Source organism: Dactylosporangium sucinum (genome assembly GCF_014647515.1).
In the GTDB taxonomy this organism is placed as follows: Bacteria; Actinomycetota; Actinomycetes; order Mycobacteriales; family Micromonosporaceae; genus Dactylosporangium; species Dactylosporangium sucinum.
Genome location: NZ_BMPI01000027.1, coordinates 25,679 through 41,179, shown reverse-complemented (window position 1 = coordinate 41,179; position 15,501 = coordinate 25,679). Strand labels below are relative to the sequence as shown.

General features: G+C 73.1%; 12 protein-coding genes. 6 read left to right on the top strand and 6 right to left on the bottom strand.

The window, feature by feature from the left end:
* Positions 1-23: 23 nt before the first annotated feature.
* The 3 genes from IEZ31_RS26255 to IEZ31_RS26245 are packed head-to-tail and all read right to left on the bottom strand — an operon-like array spanning position 24 to position 3,269.
* Entirely contained in the window at positions 24-881 is an 858-nt protein-coding gene (locus IEZ31_RS26255) for a carbohydrate ABC transporter permease (RefSeq protein ID WP_190252646.1), read from the bottom strand.
* A 5-nt stretch (positions 882-886) separates the two neighbouring features.
* Complete coding sequence (locus tag IEZ31_RS26250; protein ID WP_190252645.1) at positions 887-1,900, bottom strand: carbohydrate ABC transporter permease; 1,014 nt, start codon at positions 1,898-1,900, stop codon at positions 887-889.
* Between the two features lie 43 nt (positions 1,901-1,943).
* Entirely contained in the window at positions 1,944-3,269 is a 1,326-nt protein-coding gene (locus IEZ31_RS26245) for an ABC transporter substrate-binding protein (protein WP_190252644.1), read from the bottom strand.
* A 283-nt stretch (positions 3,270-3,552) separates the two neighbouring features.
* Here IEZ31_RS26245 and IEZ31_RS26240 point away from each other — a divergent pair, with 283 nt between their 5' ends.
* From IEZ31_RS26240 to IEZ31_RS26225, 4 genes are read left to right on the top strand one after another with little or no spacing between them, the layout of a single operon-like run.
* Entirely contained in the window at positions 3,553-4,872 is a 1,320-nt protein-coding gene (locus IEZ31_RS26240) for an L-fuconate dehydratase (protein ID WP_190252643.1), read from the top strand.
* 1 nt (position 4,873) lies between these two features.
* Positions 4,874-6,397 carry a sugar ABC transporter ATP-binding protein gene (locus IEZ31_RS26235; protein ID WP_190252642.1) on the top strand — a complete coding sequence of 508 codons (1,524 nt, stop codon included), beginning with the start codon at positions 4,874-4,876 and terminating at the stop codon, positions 6,395-6,397.
* Positions 6,394-7,374 carry an ABC transporter permease gene (locus tag IEZ31_RS26230; protein WP_229835854.1) on the top strand — a complete coding sequence of 327 codons (981 nt, stop codon included), beginning with the start codon at positions 6,394-6,396 and terminating at the stop codon, positions 7,372-7,374. Before IEZ31_RS26235 ends, IEZ31_RS26230 begins: the two co-directional genes overlap by 4 nt.
* Before the next feature lie 39 nt (positions 7,375-7,413).
* Entirely contained in the window at positions 7,414-8,382 is a 969-nt protein-coding gene (locus tag IEZ31_RS26225; RefSeq protein WP_190252641.1) for an ABC transporter substrate-binding protein, read from the top strand.
* Positions 8,383-8,484: 102 nt separating this feature from the next.
* Here the strand turns inward: IEZ31_RS26225 and IEZ31_RS26220 are convergent, their stop codons facing one another.
* A complete protein-coding gene (locus IEZ31_RS26220; RefSeq protein WP_190252640.1) occupies positions 8,485-9,618 on the bottom strand; it encodes an MFS transporter in 1,134 nt (377 codons plus the stop codon).
* 47 nt (positions 9,619-9,665) lie between these two features.
* Between IEZ31_RS26220 and pdxR the strand changes: the two genes are divergently transcribed.
* Together pdxR and IEZ31_RS26210 are read left to right on the top strand one after the other, a co-directional pair.
* Positions 9,666-11,039 (top strand): MocR-like pyridoxine biosynthesis transcription factor PdxR, encoded by a 1,374-nt coding sequence (pdxR, locus tag IEZ31_RS26215; RefSeq protein WP_190252639.1) that lies wholly within the window; start codon positions 9,666-9,668, stop codon positions 11,037-11,039.
* 507 nt (positions 11,040-11,546) lie between these two features.
* A complete protein-coding gene (locus IEZ31_RS26210; protein WP_190252638.1) occupies positions 11,547-12,836 on the top strand; it encodes a condensation domain-containing protein in 1,290 nt (429 codons plus the stop codon).
* Between the two features lie 15 nt (positions 12,837-12,851).
* On the opposite strand, the gene IEZ31_RS26205 is transcribed toward IEZ31_RS26210, so the two are convergent.
* A complete protein-coding gene (locus IEZ31_RS26205) occupies positions 12,852-14,633 on the bottom strand; it encodes a hypothetical protein (protein WP_190252637.1) in 1,782 nt (593 codons plus the stop codon).
* Between the two features lie 145 nt (positions 14,634-14,778).
* Positions 14,779-15,492 (bottom strand): DivIVA domain-containing protein, encoded by a 714-nt coding sequence (locus tag IEZ31_RS26200; protein ID WP_190252636.1) that lies wholly within the window; start codon positions 15,490-15,492, stop codon positions 14,779-14,781.
* Between the last annotated feature and the right edge of the window lie 9 nt (positions 15,493-15,501).

Below are 15,501 nucleotides of genomic sequence, written 5' to 3'. Positions count from 1 at the left end.
GGGTGGCGGGTGTCTGACCCGCGTCAGCGGCCGGCGCCGAGCATCTGGCCGCGGGTCAGGGCGCGCTGCGCGATCACGAACACGGCGATCACCGGCGCGGCCGTGACGAACGTGGCCACGGCCAGCTGCGGGGCGTACAGGCGCACGTCCAGCCCGGCCGTGTTGGTCGGGTCGAACAGCGGGCTGGACGACACCAGCTGCGGCAGCCCCACCGAGATCGTCGTGCTGGACGACAGCGGCAGCAGGACGAGCGGCAGGAAGAAGTTGGTCCAGTTGGCCACGAAGCTGAAGAACCCGACCAGGGCCACCGCCGGCTTCGCCGCCGGCAGGGCGATGCGGCGGAAGATGTCCGCCTCCGACAGGCCGTCGATGCGGGCCGCTTCGAGGACGGGTACGGGCAGGGTGGTCTTGTAGTGGATGTACGTCAGGTAGACGCCGAACGGGTAGAAGCCCATGAGCAGGGCCACGATCCAGATGTTGTTCACCGCGCCGGCCGCGCTCACCTCGAGGTACAGCGGGATCACCAGCACGGTGTTCGGCACGACCATCGTCAGGAGCGTGCAGAACCGCAGCAGCCGCCGGCCGGGGAAGCTCAGCCGGGCGAGGGCATAGCCGGCCGGCAGCCCGGCGACGACCGCCACGACCGCGCCGCCCGTGGCCACGATGAGCGAGTTGCCGAGCCAGCTGAGCAGGACCCCGTCGTTGAACCGCAGCACCGTCTGCCAGCTGTCCCGCGCGTTGCCCAGTCCCAGGCCGGCCGGGCCGGTGCCGTCGTCGCGGCGCAGCGCGACGAGCGCGAACGCGGCGACGGGGTACGCGAAGGTGGCCGCGACGACCAGCAGGGTCACGATCCGGCCGGCGCGGCCGAGGGAAGGACGCATCGTCGTCACCGTTCGTCGTCGAAGAGGCCGCTGCGGCGCACGACCAGCAGGCCGACGCCGAGCGTGATGGCCAGCAGGATCACCGACATGGCGGCGGCCATGGGGGTGTCGAGGATCTGGTACGCGTAGGAGAAGCTGAGCTGGTTGGGCGTCCACTGCGGCGCGATCAGCCCGTGGGTGACCTGGCTGAGCACCTGCGGCTCCAGGAACAGCTGGAAGCCGTAGGCCAGGTTGAGCAGCGTCAGGTAGCCCAGCCACGGCCGGATCATCGGCAGCTTGACCCGCCACGCGACGCCCCACGCGCCCGCACCGTCCAGCCGGGCCGCCTCCAGCAGCTCGTCGGGGATGCTGTTCAGCCCGCCGCCGAGCACCACGACCCACGTGCCGGCGCCCTGGAAGAACAGCATGGCGGCCAGGATGTACGGCAGGTTGCCCGGCTGCGCCACCTCGTTGAGGGTGCGGTACCCGAAACCGTCCCACAGGAACTTGATCGGGCTCTGCCCAGGATCGAGCAGGAACAGCCACAGCATGAAGTTGGCGACCCCGGCCAGGGCGCCCGGCAGGTAGTACACGAACCGCATGGCGGCGCCGAACCGGCCCGAGCTCGCGTCGACGAGCAGCGCCAGCCCGACGACGCCGACCAGCATGAGCGGCAGCCAGATGGCGAGGGTCAGCGCCACGTTGCCGAAGGTCTCGGCGAAGCGCAGGTCGGCCACCACCCGCTGGTAGCTGCTCAGCCCGCCGAACCCGGTCTCCGACTCGTTCTGCAGGCTCTTGACGACCGCGTAGCCGACCGGCACCAGCCCGCCGACGAACAGCAGCACCACGTACGGCAGGACGAGGAGCGCGGCGGCGCGCCGCCCGACCCGTCCCGCCCGGCCGACCCGGCGGGACTTGGGCATCGGCGGTGGGGCGGCCGCGTGCACGGGCGTGTACGGCGGCGGCGCGGGCCGCATTGAGGTGCCGACCGGGTGGCTGGGGGCTAATCGGCCGGTCTGGCTGCTCCGGTACGTCGACACTGGCGGGTCTCGATTCGTCGCGGGCGTGCTGCGGGGAAGCGGTTCAGGCGCTGTCGTGGACGGTGTAGCCGAACGCCCGCGCCTCCCCGGCGAGGCGCTCGCCGAAGTCCGTCCAGGCGCGGGCGAACGACCGGCCCGAGGTGAGCGCGGGGGTCACGGTGTGCGTCCACACGGTGCCGGTGTTGTACCGCGTGTACTCGCGCTCCGGCCGCACGATCGTGCTGGCCAGGACGAACGCGGCGGCGGCGGTGTCGAAGTCGGCGAGGTACCCGGCCTGGCGCTGCTTGTCCAGCCACCGCTGCTGCAGCGGGACGACGCCGGGCAGGCCGACGCTGAGCTCGACCTGCCAGCGCGGGTCGGACGCCACGAACCGGGCGAACGTCAGCGTGTTGTGCAGCTGGGTGCCCTTGATGTGGCGGGAGAAGCCCCACAGCCCGCCGCCCTCCGAGCTGGTGTACGGCTTCGGATCGGCGGCCCAGCGCAGCGGCGGGGCGGCGGTGATCCGCCCGGCGGGGACCTTCCAGGTGTCGCGGAACAGGAAGTTGCCCCACCACACGGCGCCCGGGCTCATCACGAGCCGGCGGCCGAGGTCGGTCGAGTCGGGCGAGAAGATGCCGGTCGACGCGACCGCCCCGGCGGTGACGAGCCGGTCGAGCAGGTCGCGGACGCGGGTGCAGCGCGGGTCGGCGAGGTTGATGTGGACCTGCCGCTCGCTGAGACGGTCGTTGGTGGGGCAGCCGCTCGCCCACAGGTAGCGGTCGGGAGCGTAGGCGTCGCCGAGGAAGCCGGTGACGTAGCCGGGGTGCTCGGCGGCGACGCGCAGGCTGAGCCGCTCGTAGTCCTCCCAGGTGGCCGGCGGCTGGTATCCCCACTCGGCGAGCAGCTGCTTGTCGTACCACAGCACGTCGGGTGCGGCGTCGTTGCGCAGGCAGCGGTACTGCCCGTCGATGCGGCACTGCGAGATGGACCCCGGCGCGTACTGGTCGATGACGTCGGCCAGCTCGGTCGTGAGGTCCCGGACGTAGTTGATCTTCGAGTTGGCGGCCCAGGCGATGTCGTCGTTCGACGGGAAGAAGATGGCGTCCGGCCAGCCCTCGCCGGCCTGGTTGAACAGCACGAACTTCTGCTGCAGCTCGGTGCTGCCGACGTTGCCGTTGATCGTCATCACGTCGACCGGGATCTCCGGGTGGGCCCGCTGGAAGGCGCCCACCGCGGGCAGGCGCGGCGGGTCGACCCAGACCGTGATGCGCCCGCCGGAGTCGGTCGCGTCGTCGGCGGTGCCGGTGCCCTCCGGACCCTTGCAGGCGGTGAGGCCGACGAGCGCGAGCAGCACGATCGCGGTGCCGGCGCGTGCCCCATGGCGGATCATCGAGCCTCCCTGCCCGAGCCATCGGATGTCTAGCCGCGCATCGTCGGATTAGACATGGGAGGTCTACAAACGTCAACTCCGCGCTTCGTGACACCGCGTATCCGGCGATTGCCGTAAAAGCGCGATAAGGCCGCAAGAAGCCGCGACTTGTCGATGCGCTTCGACAAAATACATCCTATGAATCCGGCCTTTCGGGGGAGATGACTCCGGAATCGCAGTGCTAGTGTCCGCGCCAATAGATCGGATCAATCGAACCGGTCCGTGCCGCGGACGGAGTGTGCGCATGACGACGATCACCGGAGTCCGGACCCACGACGTGCGGTTCCCGACGTCGCTCCGGCTCGACGGGTCGGACGCGATGAACCACGACGCCGACTACTCGGCGGCCTACGTCGTGCTGGAGACCGAGGACCCGCGGCTCGCCGGGCACGGCTTCACCTTCACCATCGGCCGCGGCACCGACCTGGTCGCCGAGGCGGTCCGCCAGCGCGCCCTGCCGCTGGTCGGGCGGGACGTCGGCGAGCTGTGCCGCGACCTCGGCGCCGTGTACCGCGAGTTGGGCGCCGACTCGCAGCTGCGCTGGCTGGGGCCGGAGAAGGGGGTCGTCCACCTGGCCCTCGCGGCGGTGATGAACGCGCTGTGGGACCTCGCCGCGCGCCTGGCCGGCAAGCCGCTGTGGCGGCTGCTCGCCGAGATGTCACCCGAGGAGCTGGTGGCCGCCACCGACTTCCGCTACGTCACCGACGCCCTGACGCCCGACGAGGCGCTCGCCATGCTGCGCGAGATGGAGCCGACCCGGGCGGCGCGCGTCGCGCAGCTGCGCGAGCGGGGCGGCTACCCGTGCTACACGACGAGCGCGGGCTGGCTCGGCTACGACGACGACAAGCTGCGCCGGCTGCTCAAGGAGGCGGTCGACGCGGGGTACCGGCACGTCAAGCTCAAGGTCGGCCGCGACCTCGCCGAGGACGTGCGGCGGCTGCGGATCGCCCGCGAGGTCATCGGCTGGGACGCGAACCTGATGATCGACGCCAACCAGGTCTGGGACGTGCCGCAGGCGATCGAGTGGGTGGGCCGGCTGGCCGAGTTCCGTCCACTGTGGATCGAGGAGCCGACCAGCCCGGACGACGTCCTCGGCCACGCCGCCATCCGCCGGGCGGTGGCGCCCGTCGGGGTCGCGACCGGCGAGCACGGGATGAACCGGGTGCTGTTCAAGCAGCTGTTCCAGGCGTCCGCGATCGACTACTGCCAGCTCGACTCGGCGCGGCTCGCGGGCGTCAACGAGATCCTCGCCGTCTACCTGATGGCGAACAAGTTCGGCGTGCCGGTCTGCCCGCACGCCGGCGGTGTCGGGCTGTGCGAGCTCGTCCAGCACCTGTCGATCTTCGACTTCGTCGCCGTGTCCGGGTCGCTCGACGGCCGCGTGACCGAGTACGTCGACCACCTGCACGAGCACTTCGTCGACCCCTGCCTGGTCCTCGACGGCCACTACGTGCTGCCCGAGGCGCCCGGCTACAGCGCGCGGATGCACGAGCGGTCGCTGCTCGAGTTCGGCTATCCGGGCGGCGGCTACTGGCAGTCGCGCGCTCCGCGGGGCGGTGCCTGACATGGCGGCCCTGCTGCGGGTCAGCGGCGCGAGCAAGCGCTTCCCCGGGGTCCAGGCGCTCGACGGCGTCGACCTGGAGCTGCGCCACGGCGAGGTGCTCGCGCTCGTCGGTGAGAACGGCGCCGGCAAGTCGACGCTGATGAAGCTGCTCTCGGGCATCGACCGGCCCGACGAGGGCGAGTTCTTCCTCGACGGCTCGCAGTACACGCCGGGAAACCCCCGTCACGCGCAGGAGCTCGGCATCTCGATCATCCATCAGGAGCTCAACCTGATGCCGGACCTCACGGTCGCGCAGAACATCTTCATCGGCCGCGAGCCGCGCGTCGGCGGGTTCGTGCTGTCCGAGCGGGCGCTCAACCGGCGCACCCGGGAGCTGCTCGCCCGGCTCGGGCTGCCGCTGGAACCCACCGACCTGATCGGCGACCTCACCGTCGCCCGCCAGCAGATGGTCGAGATCGCCAAGGCGCTGAGCTTCAACGCGCGGGTGCTGGTCATGGACGAGCCCACCGCCGCGCTGAACGAGACCGAGGTCGACACCCTGTTCGGGCTCATCCGGCGGTTCGTCACGCCGGCGACCGGGGTCATCTACATCTCGCACCGGATGCACGAGCTGGCCCAGATCACCGACCGGATCACGGTCCTGCGGGACGGGCGGCACGTCGGCACGCTCGACACCGCCACGAGCACGGTGCCGGAGGTCATCTCGCTGATGGTCGGCCGGGCGATCACCGGTGAGCAGCGGCCCCGCGCGGCCGCGGCGACCGGCGATCCGGTGCTGTCCGTGCGGGGCCTGCGCACCCGGGCGCTGCTGCGCGACGTCAGCTTCGAGGTGCGCCGCGGGGAGATCCTGGGCTTCGCCGGCCTCATGGGCGCCGGGCGCACCGAGGTCGCCCGGGCGATCGTCGGCGCCGACCGCAAGGAGGGCGGCACGGTCGCGGTCCACGGCCGTGAGGTCGCCATCGCCGGCCCGGCGGACGCCGCCCGGGCCGGGATCGGGTACCTGTCCGAGGACCGCAAACGCTACGGGGTGCTGCTCGGCCGCAGCGTTCGGGACAACGTCGTGCTCGCCTCGATGCCGCGGTTCACCTCGCCGCTCGGGCTGGTCGCCGACCGGCTGATCGGGCGGACCGCGACCGAGTACGTCGACCGGCTGCGCATCCGCACCCCGTCGACCGGCCAGCTGGTGCAGCACCTGTCCGGCGGCAACCAGCAGAAGACCGTCGTCGCGAAGTGGCTCGTGCGCGACTGCGACGTGCTCATCTTCGACGAGCCGACCCGGGGCATCGACGTCGGCGCGAAGGACGAGATCTACGCGCTGCTCGACGAGCTCGCCGCGGCCGGCAAGGCGATCGTCATGATCTCGTCCGAGCTGCCCGAGGTGCTGCGGATGTCGCACCGCATCGCCGTCATGTGCCAGGGACGGATCACCGCAATCCTCGACAACACCGACGCAACCCAGGAAAACATCATGGACTACGCCACGCGGTTCAACGCCGAGGCAGCCGAAGGAACGGTGACCACGTGACCTCGATCCCGGTCAAGCGCCCGATCGCCGCCCGGATGCGCGGCTCCGTGCAGCAGGTGCTCGCACTCGCCAGCCTGATCGCCATCCTGGTGTTCTTCTCGTTCGCCAGCCCGTACTTCTTCACGCCGAGCAACCTCGTCGGCATCCTCATGGCGGCGACCGTCACCGGCATCCTGGCGCTGGGCACGACGTTCGTCATCGTGGCCGGCGGCATCGACCTGTCGATCGGCACCGGCATGATCCTGTGCGGCGTCATGACGGGCGTGTTCCTGACGTACTGGGGCTGGCCCGTCTGGGCCGGGGTCACCGGCGCGATCCTCTTCGGCGGCCTGATCGGCTTCGTCAACGGGTTCAACGTGTCCGTCCTCGGCCTGCCGCCGTTCATCGCGACGCTCGGCATGATGCTCGTCGCGTCCGGCCTGTCGCTCGTCATCTCGGGTACGAAGCCGATCTACTTCAAGGAGCACCCCGACTTCCAGCTCCTCATGAACTTCTCGGTGATCCCCGGCGCCCGGTTCCCGCTCGGGGTGCTCATCTTCCTCACCCTCACCGTCGTGGCGGGGGTCGTGCTGGGCAAGACGATCGTCGGGCGGTACGCGTTCTCGATCGGCAGCAACGAGGCCGCCACCGCGCTGTCCGGCGTCAACGTGGTGCGCTGGAAGCTCACCATCTACACGATCGCCGGCCTGTTCGTCGGCATCGCGGGCGTCCTCGCCGCGAGCCGGCTCAGCTCCGCCCAGCCGGTCGGCGGGATGGGCCTGGAGCTCGAGGCCATCGCCGCGGTCGTCATCGGCGGCACGTCGCTGCAGGGTGGCCGCGGCTCGATCGCCGGCACGGTCGTCGGCGCCCTCATCGTCGCCGTGCTCACCAACGGCCTCCGCGTCACCGCTGTACCGCAGGAATGGCAGTCGGTCGTCGTCGGCTGCGTGATCCTCGTCGCCGTCTACGTCGACATGCTGCGCAGAAAACGGGCCTGACCGCGGCCCTCCCACACCCCGTATGAAGGAGTCGGATCGATGCACAGGAAGGCATTCATCGCGCTGCTCGGCGCGACCGCGATCACGGTGGCCCTCGGCGCCTGCTCGGACGCCGCCGACAAGCCCGGCGGGGGCGACGAGAAGCCGTACATCGCGCTCATCTCGAAGGGCTTCCGCCACCAGTTCTGGCAGGCCGTGAAGGCCGGCGCGGAGCAGGCGGCCAAGGAGTTCAACGTGACCGTCACGTTCGAGGGCGCGCAGGAGGAGGGCAACGTCGAGCAGCAGATCCAGCTGCTGCAGACCGTCATCGACAAGAAGCCCGACGCGATCGGCTTCGCCGCCATCGACAGCCAGGCCGCCGGGCCGCTCATGCAGCAGGCGAAGAACGACAAGATCCCGGTGATCGCCTTCGACTCCGGCGTGGACAGCGACGTGCCGATCACGACCGCCGCCACGAACAACCTCGCCGCCGCGGCCGAGGCCGCCAAGCACATGGCCGAGAAGATCGGCCACGAGGGCAAGATCGCCATGGTCGTCCACGACCAGACCAGCGTCACCGGCGTGCAGCGCCGCGACGGCTTCGTGGACTACATGAAGAAGAACGAGCCGAAGATCCAGATCGTCGACACCCAGTACAGCGGCGACCCGCTCAAGGCCACCGACCTCGCCAAGGCCATCATCACCGCCAACCCCGACCTCAAGGGCATCTACGGCTCGAACGAGGGCGCGGCGATCGGCGTGCTGCACGCGGTCCAGGAGCGCGGCCTCACCGGGAAGATGACGGTCGTCGGCTTCGACTCGGGCAAGGACCAGATCGACGCGATCAAGGCCGGCACGATGGCCGGCGCGATCACCCAGAACCCGGTCGGCATCGGCTACGAGACGGTGAAGGCGGCGGTGGCCGCGATCAAGGGCGAGACGCTGCCGAAGACGGTCGACACCGGCTTCTACTGGTACGACAAGGCCAACATCGACGACCCGAAGATCTCCGCCGTGCTGTACCAGTAGTACCGCCACCGCCGGCCGGGCGCCTGTCCGGCCGGCGGCGCCGGCGTACGCGGCGCGGGCGTGGACGGATGCGGCGATCGGCCGGTCCGGGCATGGCATGAGCTACGCCGCGGAGGGGTGACGGTCGCGGCGGATCAGGGCGAGGGCCGGCAGCATCGCGGCGGCGGTCAGCAGGAACGTGGCCGGGTAGCCGGCCGAGGCGACGACCAGCCCGGCAACCAGCGCCCCCGCGGCCATGCCAAGATCGTAGGCGGTGTTCCAGATGGCGCTGACCGTGTTCTCGCCGCCGGCGGGCGCGCGGTTGTACATCAGGGTCAGCGTGGCGTTCTGCAGGACGCCGAAGCCGGCGCCGAGCAGCAGCGCGCCGCCGACCATCAGCAGCGGGCCACCGGCCAGGCCGGCCGTGCCGGCGGCCGCCAGGAGCAGGCCGGGCGTGAGCAGGCGGCCGGGGCCGCGGCGGTCGCCGAGCCGGCCGGCGAACCAGCGGGCGGCGGTCGCGGCGGCCGGCTGGGCGAGCAGCGCGGCCGGGGCCACCCAGGCGGGCAGGCCGGCGGCGGCGAGCGGGAGGTACGTCACGATGACGCCGATCGCCGTCGTGGACGCCGCGAAGATCAGCGCCGGCCGGGTCAGCGCCGCGCTGCGCAGGCCCGCGGCGACCCGCACCTCGCGGTGGCCGGCGGCCGGGGTGCGGCGCGGCAGGCCGGGCACCGACAGCAGCGCGAGCAGGGTGCACGCGGCGGTCGCCACGAACACCGGCGGGTAGCCCCAGCGGGCCGCCGCCCACACGCCGGCCGGCAGGGCGAGCAGGCTGGTCGCCCCGCTGGCCAGCCCGACCAGGGCGAGCCCCTCGCCGCGCCGGCTGGCCGGGATGAGCGTCGCGGTGAGCGCGCCGCCGGCCACGGTGCACACCGCGAATCCGGCGCCGCGCAGGACGCTGACGGCGACGATCACGACCGGCGACGCGTCCACGGCCAGCACGACGGTCGGCGCGCCGAGCAGCACCAGCCCGGCGGCGAGCGACCAGCGGTAGCCGGCCCGGGCCACCAGCCGCGGCGTGACCAGCTCGACGGCGACGGTGGCGACCAGCAGGGACACCGTGGCGAGGCCGGCGACCGGCCCGGCGAGCAGCGGGACCACGGACAGCGGGAGGTAGAAGCCGATCGACGCGGCGACGACGGAGACGAGCCGCAGCAGCAGCGGCGGTGTGACCAGGCGGGGTGCGGTGTCGAGGCGCATGCCGATGACGCTAGGGGCGAACCGGGTCACTGATAAGGTCCAGTTTTATGGCTGTGGAGTGGGCCGGTTCGGGTCCGGAGCTGCTCGTCACGATCGACCGCAGCGGCGGGACCGGGCTGCGGACGCAGCTGGAGGAGCAGCTGCGGGCGGCCATCCGCGCGGGGCGGCTGGCCGGCGGGGAGCGGCTGCCGTCGTCCCGCGAGCTGGCCCGGGCGCTGGGCCTGTCCCGCGGCCTGGTCCAGGACTGCTACGCGCAGCTGCAGGCCGAGGGGTACCTCACCAGCCGCGCCGGCTCCGCCACCCGGGTCGCGGCGGGTGCGGTCGGCGTCGTCCCGGTGCCGCGCCCGGCTGCGTCGCCGCCGCGGCGCCCCGGCATCGCCGACTTCCGCACCGGCGTTCCCGACCTCGGCCTCGTTCCCCGCGAGGACTGGGCCTGGGCCGTGCGCGAGGCCTGCCGCACCATGCCGAACGCCGCCTTCGACTACGGCGACCCGGCCGGCCAGCGCCGCCTCCGCGAGGTCCTCGTCGCCTACCTGACCCGCGTGCGGGCGGTCACGGCGACCCCCGACCACGTCATCGTCTGTGCCGGCATGGCGCAGGCGCTGGCCGTGGTGCTGCGGGCGCTGTCCCTCGACGCCCTCGCCGTGGAGCGTCCGGGCCCCGGCACCACCGTCCTCGAGCAGGCCGCGGCCGCCGGGATGTCGACCGTGCCGGTCCCGGTCGACGGCGACGGCCTCGACGTCGCCGCTCTCGGTCGCACCGCTGCGAAGGCCGTCCTGGTCACCCCGGCCCACCAGTGGCCCACCGGCGTCGTGCTGTCCGGGCCCCGCCGGCAGGAGCTCATCGCCTGGGCCCGCGCCCGCGGCGGCGTCATCGTCGAGGACGACTACGACGCCGAGTTCCGCTACGACCGGGAACCGGTAGGGTCCCTGCAGGGCCTCGCCCCCGACTGCGTCATATCCCTCGGTACCGTGAGCAAATCCCTCGCCCCGGCCCTGCGCCTCGGCTGGATCGTGGCACCCGGCCGGCTCCTCCCGGCGCTCGCGCACGGCAAGCGGCTCGCCGACCGCGGCAGCCCCGGCGTCGACCAGCTCGCCCTGGCGACGCTCTTGGAGTCGGGCCGCTACGACCGGCACCTGCGCCGGGTCCGCGCCGAGTACGCGGCCCGCCGCGAGGTCCTCCTCGCCGCCCTGGCCGCCCACGCCCCGCACGCGCGGGTGACCGGCCTGGCCGCCGGCTTCCACGCCGTCGTGCACCTGCGGCCCGGCGCATCCGAGGCGCGCGTGATCGAGCTGGCCCGCGAGCGCGGCGTCGGCCTGTACGGCATGGGCGGCCCGGAGCCGTGCCTCGTGCTGGGCTTCGGCAACACCTCCCAGCGCGCCATCGAGGCCGGCGTCGCCGCCGTCGCCGACCTGCTGTAGGGCCGCGGGAAACCCGGTGGTACGGGCCCGGCCGGGCTGCTACACAGGTTCGGTGCGTGCTGCTGAGCCGTAGCCTGCGCACCGACCCCTACCCGATCCGCGCCGAGCGCCGGTCCGGCGCCCCCCGTGCCCGTGCGGGCCTGCCCGCCGCGGCCTGTCGTACGGCAGCGAGCTGACCCGGACGGACCCGCCGGACACCGGCCTCGTCCTGCCGTGGGAGCTCCGGGAGTACTGACCAAATTGGCCTTGCGGCGCAATGCGCGGCGCACGTAGCTTGTGGCGGCGCTTCCCGGTGCGAAGGCGACGGCTACTCCTTGGAGGGGCCCTGCGGACCCCGGTGAAGAGACCCGTCCGTCGCCGGCCCGGACCTCGGGAATCGCCCCAATCCTTGGAAGTTTCACCACCGACGCGGGCGTGACCGGGCGTCGCGCAGGCGCGCGCGTTCGGTCACGCCGGGAGCGCCATACACTGCCGGGCGTCGATGCGTCCGGCGGCCGGGGGAGTGGCGTGGCGGAGACCGTGATGGTGGCGTTCCGGGGGCGTGGCAGCGGGGTCGACGAGCTCAGCTGGGGGCAGCGGGAGCTGTGGGGCGGGATGGTCCGCCAGCAGACCTGGATGCCCATGGGCATCGTGCTGCCGCTGGCCCACGGCACCACCGTCGGCGACGTCGCCCGGGAGCTGCGGTTCATCCTGGAGCGGTTCCCCTCCATGCGGACGCGGCTGCGGCTGCGCGACCAGGCGCCGCCGCTGCAGGTCCTCGCGGATCACGGGGAGGTGCCGCTCGAGATCGTCGACGACGAGTCGCCCGAGCAGGTCAGCCGGCGGCTGCACGAGACGCCGTACGACTTCGAGCATGACTGGCCGGTGCGCACCGCGGTCGTCCGGCGGGGCGGCGTGCCGACCCATCAGGTCACCGTCGTCTGTCACCTCGTCAACGACGGGCACGGCGGGCTCGTGCTCGCCGGCGAGCTCGCGCGGTGGCACCGGGACGGGCGGCCGGAGCGGCCCGAGCCGGGGGCCATGCCGCCGCTGGAGCAGGCCGCCTGGCAGCGGTCGCCCGCCGGGCGGAAGCAGTCCGCCGCCGCGCTGCGGCACTGGGAGCGGATCCTGCGCGACATCGAGCCGAAGCGATTCCCCGGGGCGCTCGACCCGCGGCGGCCCCGGCACTGGCAGGCCGGGTTCGCCTCCCGCGCGCTGCTCCTCGCGGCGCGGGCGGTCGCCCGGCGCACCGGCATCGACCGCACGACCGTGCTGCTCACCGCGTTCGCCAAGGCCCTCGCCAACGCCACCGGCATCCACCCGGTCGTGGTGCGGGTGGTGGTCAGCAACCGGTTCCGCAGCGCCCTCGCCGGCACCGTCAGCCCGGTGAGCCAGCCCGCCCTGTGCGTCGTCGACGTCGCGGGACTGCCGTTCGACGAGGCCGTGGCGCGTACCGCGCGGCGGGTGCTCACCGCGTACAAGCATGCCTACTACGACCCGAACGACCTCGACGCGCTCCTCGAGCAGACGCAGGTCGACGTCGCCTGCTACTTCAACGACCGCCGCCCGCCCGGCCCCGGCGACGCCCCGCCGCCGACCGCGGAGCAGATCCGCGCCGCCCGCGCCGAGTCCGAGTTCTTCTGGATGGCCAGGCAGGACCGGCCCAACGAGCGGCTCTTCCTCACGATCGAGGACGATCCCTCGACGGTACTGCTGGATCTCTGCGGCGACACCCACCACGTCCCTCCGGCGGCGATCGAGGCGTGCGTCCGCGACATGGAGACCATCACCGTCGCCGCTGCCATAGGCGGGCCGTAGGACGGGGCCGCGCCGTCAGCGGCGGACGCGGCGGTGGGGGTCGCGCTGGCGGGCCCGGACGATGCGGCGGCGGGTCGCGTGGTGCGTGGCCGGGGCGACGCTGACCATGCCCGGGCGGGTCTGGGCCGGGACCCTGACGCGCACGTCGAGCCAGCGTGCGGTCCACCCGAGGAAGGCCAGCAGCGCCAGCCAGCTCGCGCCGCTCAGCGCCAGGTAGGACCAGTGGGCGTGGTGGTGGATCCACACGAGCACGATCCACAGGGCGGTCGTCCAGGTCACGTTGACCGCCACGAGGGCGGTGGTGGCCCAGCGCGGCAGGACGGTCAGGACCGCGCCCAGCACGACGAAGAGCAGGGCCATCGTCGCGTACGAGCCCTGGAAGACAGTCGGGCTGGTCCCCGGATCGCCCGGGCCGAACAGCAGCAGCGGCCAGATCACCAGGGTCAGGCCGGCCACCGCCGCCATCGGCTTCAGGGCCGGGAGGTCGAGGACCAGGGCCAGCCGCCGGCGCAGTGGCGCGGCGAGCAGCGGCACCAGCGCGAGGTTGAACACGCCCAGAGCGAAGAGGACGAAGAACATCTCCTCCGCGCGCAGGATGCCCAGCGGGCCCGGGCCGGCCAGGTGCGGGCCGTGCAGCCGCTCGCCGAACAGGGCCAGGAAGTTCGTCCACTTGTGGTGCAGGATCTCGGCCACGCTCAGGCTGCCGTACGAGTCGGCGAGCACCTCGGTCAGCGACCGGCGGTCCGGGCCGTACGCCGGCTGCCAGACGCCGGCGAAGTGCCACTTCAGCAACTGGTCGCCGGGCGGGTCGACGACCCGCTGGTACGCCGTCCACGGCGCCTGCATCGCCACGGCGCCGGCCAGCGCCAGGCCGGCGTGGCGCCCGGCCGGCCGGCGGCGCAGCAGCAGGAACGCCATCGGCAGCAGGGTGAACGCCACGCCCGCGTGGGCCACCAGGCCGGCGCCGGCCGCGACGCCCGCGAGGGCCCAGGTCGAGCGGCCCGGACGGCCGTGGAACAGCAGCGCGTACGCGGTCAGGGTCAGGCCCGCGGCGAGGAGCTTGGGCCAGACGAAGACGCTGTTGTACACGAAGAAGCCGGTGAACACGAACATCGTGAGCACGGCGACGAGCCGGTACCCGCTCAGCCGCAGGATCCGCAGCAGCGCCCACACGGCCGGCAGGCACAGCACCTGGAGCAGGACGGCGAGGGTCTGGTAGCCGAGGAAGTGGAACTGGCCGGGGCCGGTGACCGGGGTCTGCATGAGGACCGCGCCGGACTGCAGCGGGGGACGGGCGCTGGGCTGCCAGTCCCAGGCCGGGGTGCGCGGGTGGCCGTTCAGCACGTTGTCGGCGAACAGCTGGGGCAGGATGTTGTCGCCGGTCAGGCCGGTCAGGTGGCACGCGTCGTTGAGGGCGCCGAGCACCGGGCGGACCGTGCAGCCGAACGTGGCCGTGACGAGGAAGAGCGTCAGGAGGTACAGCAGGACCAGCGGCGCGGCGACGTCGACGGTGGCGAGCAGGCGCCGGTAGGCGGGGCGCAGCGCGAGCCCGGCCGCGGCGGCCGCGGCGAGCCCGGCGGTGAGGTAGCTGTAGACCTCGCCGGCCGTCCGGCTCGCCAGGTAGATCCACACGGCGGCGTAGCTCAGCACGGCGCCGAAGACCCCGGCGACGGGCACCACGAGGTAGCGCGCGATCAGGTCGCGCCGGGCGAGCTCGGCGCCGGCGACGAGGCCGGGCGCCAGCAGCCAGACGGCCTGGACCAGCAGCAGGAACGGCGAGGAGAGCCCAGCGGGCATGGCGGCGACACCCCCGGGGACGCGGCGCGTGCTTGTGAGCGCAACGTATCGACGCGTTCGTCGGCGGCGCGGCACAACGGCGACGAGTTCACCCAGTCGGGCCCGGCGTACCCGCGCGGGGTGACGGCGGGTCCCGCCCGGCCCGTCACTCCTCGCGGGCGGTGCGGGCCAGCCGCGGGGCGAGGGCCCGGAAGGCGGCGTCGACCTGGCCGGGGTCGTAGCCGGGCTCGGTGGTGCGCAGGTCGGCGTCCTCGAGGAAGCGCCGCGCCATGAGCCGGGGGACCCGCAGCACGACGTCCACCATCCGCTGCGCCTCGGCCAGCAGCGCGTCGACCTGCTGGGGGTCGTAGCCGCGCGACACCGTGTCGAACCGCAGGCCGGCGATGTGCTCCTGGAGCATCGCGAGCCGGTCCTGGAACCGGTCCCCGGCGTGCGCGCGCAGGGCCGCCGCGATGGCGGCGCGCGGTTCCCGCACGTCCAGGAGATGCAGCAGTACCACCGGATCCGGCCGATCCCGCAGGACGAGCGACAGCTGGGGCTCGGTCTGCTCCTGCCGGCTCGGCGGCCGCTGGTCGATGACGACGGCCTCGACCTCGGACCACGGCACGAGCCGGTCGGCGCCGCCGTCGCGCAGCGTGAGCCCCTCGGCGCCGATGTGGCAGCGGAACGGCGCCCGGGCCCACCGGAGCACGGCGACGCCGGCGCCGAGGTACAGCGCGGCGGCGAGCCCGAAGAGCACGATGTAGAGCGTGTCCCCGGCCTGCGCGGACGCGGCGAGCAGGCCGAGGCCGAGCACGCCGACGACCAGGATCGCCACGCCGAGGACGAGCCGGCCGGCCCGCCGGCGGTGCAGCTCCATCGCCGCACC

Excerpts from the sequence above, each read along its gene's own strand:
- IEZ31_RS26240 (WP_190252643.1), top strand. The coding sequence starts at position 3,553 with ATGACGACGATCACCGGAGTCCGGACCCACGACGTGCGGTTCCCGACG.
- IEZ31_RS26225 (WP_190252641.1), top strand. The coding sequence starts at position 7,414 with ATGCACAGGAAGGCATTCATCGCGCTGCTCGGCGCGACCGCGATCACG.
- IEZ31_RS26255 (WP_190252646.1), bottom strand. The coding sequence starts at position 881 with ATGCGTCCTTCCCTCGGCCGCGCCGGCCGGATCGTGACCCTGCTGGTC.
- IEZ31_RS26235 (WP_190252642.1), top strand. The coding sequence starts at position 4,874 with ATGGCGGCCCTGCTGCGGGTCAGCGGCGCGAGCAAGCGCTTCCCCGGG.
- IEZ31_RS26200 (WP_190252636.1), bottom strand. The coding sequence starts at position 15,492 with ATGGAGCTGCACCGCCGGCGGGCCGGCCGGCTCGTCCTCGGCGTGGCG.
- IEZ31_RS26205 (WP_190252637.1), bottom strand. The coding sequence starts at position 14,633 with ATGCCCGCTGGGCTCTCCTCGCCGTTCCTGCTGCTGGTCCAGGCCGTC.
- IEZ31_RS26220 (WP_190252640.1), bottom strand. The coding sequence starts at position 9,618 with ATGCGCCTCGACACCGCACCCCGCCTGGTCACACCGCCGCTGCTGCTG.
- pdxR (WP_190252639.1), top strand. The coding sequence starts at position 9,666 with ATGGCTGTGGAGTGGGCCGGTTCGGGTCCGGAGCTGCTCGTCACGATC.
- IEZ31_RS26245 (WP_190252644.1), bottom strand. The coding sequence starts at position 3,269 with ATGATCCGCCATGGGGCACGCGCCGGCACCGCGATCGTGCTGCTCGCG.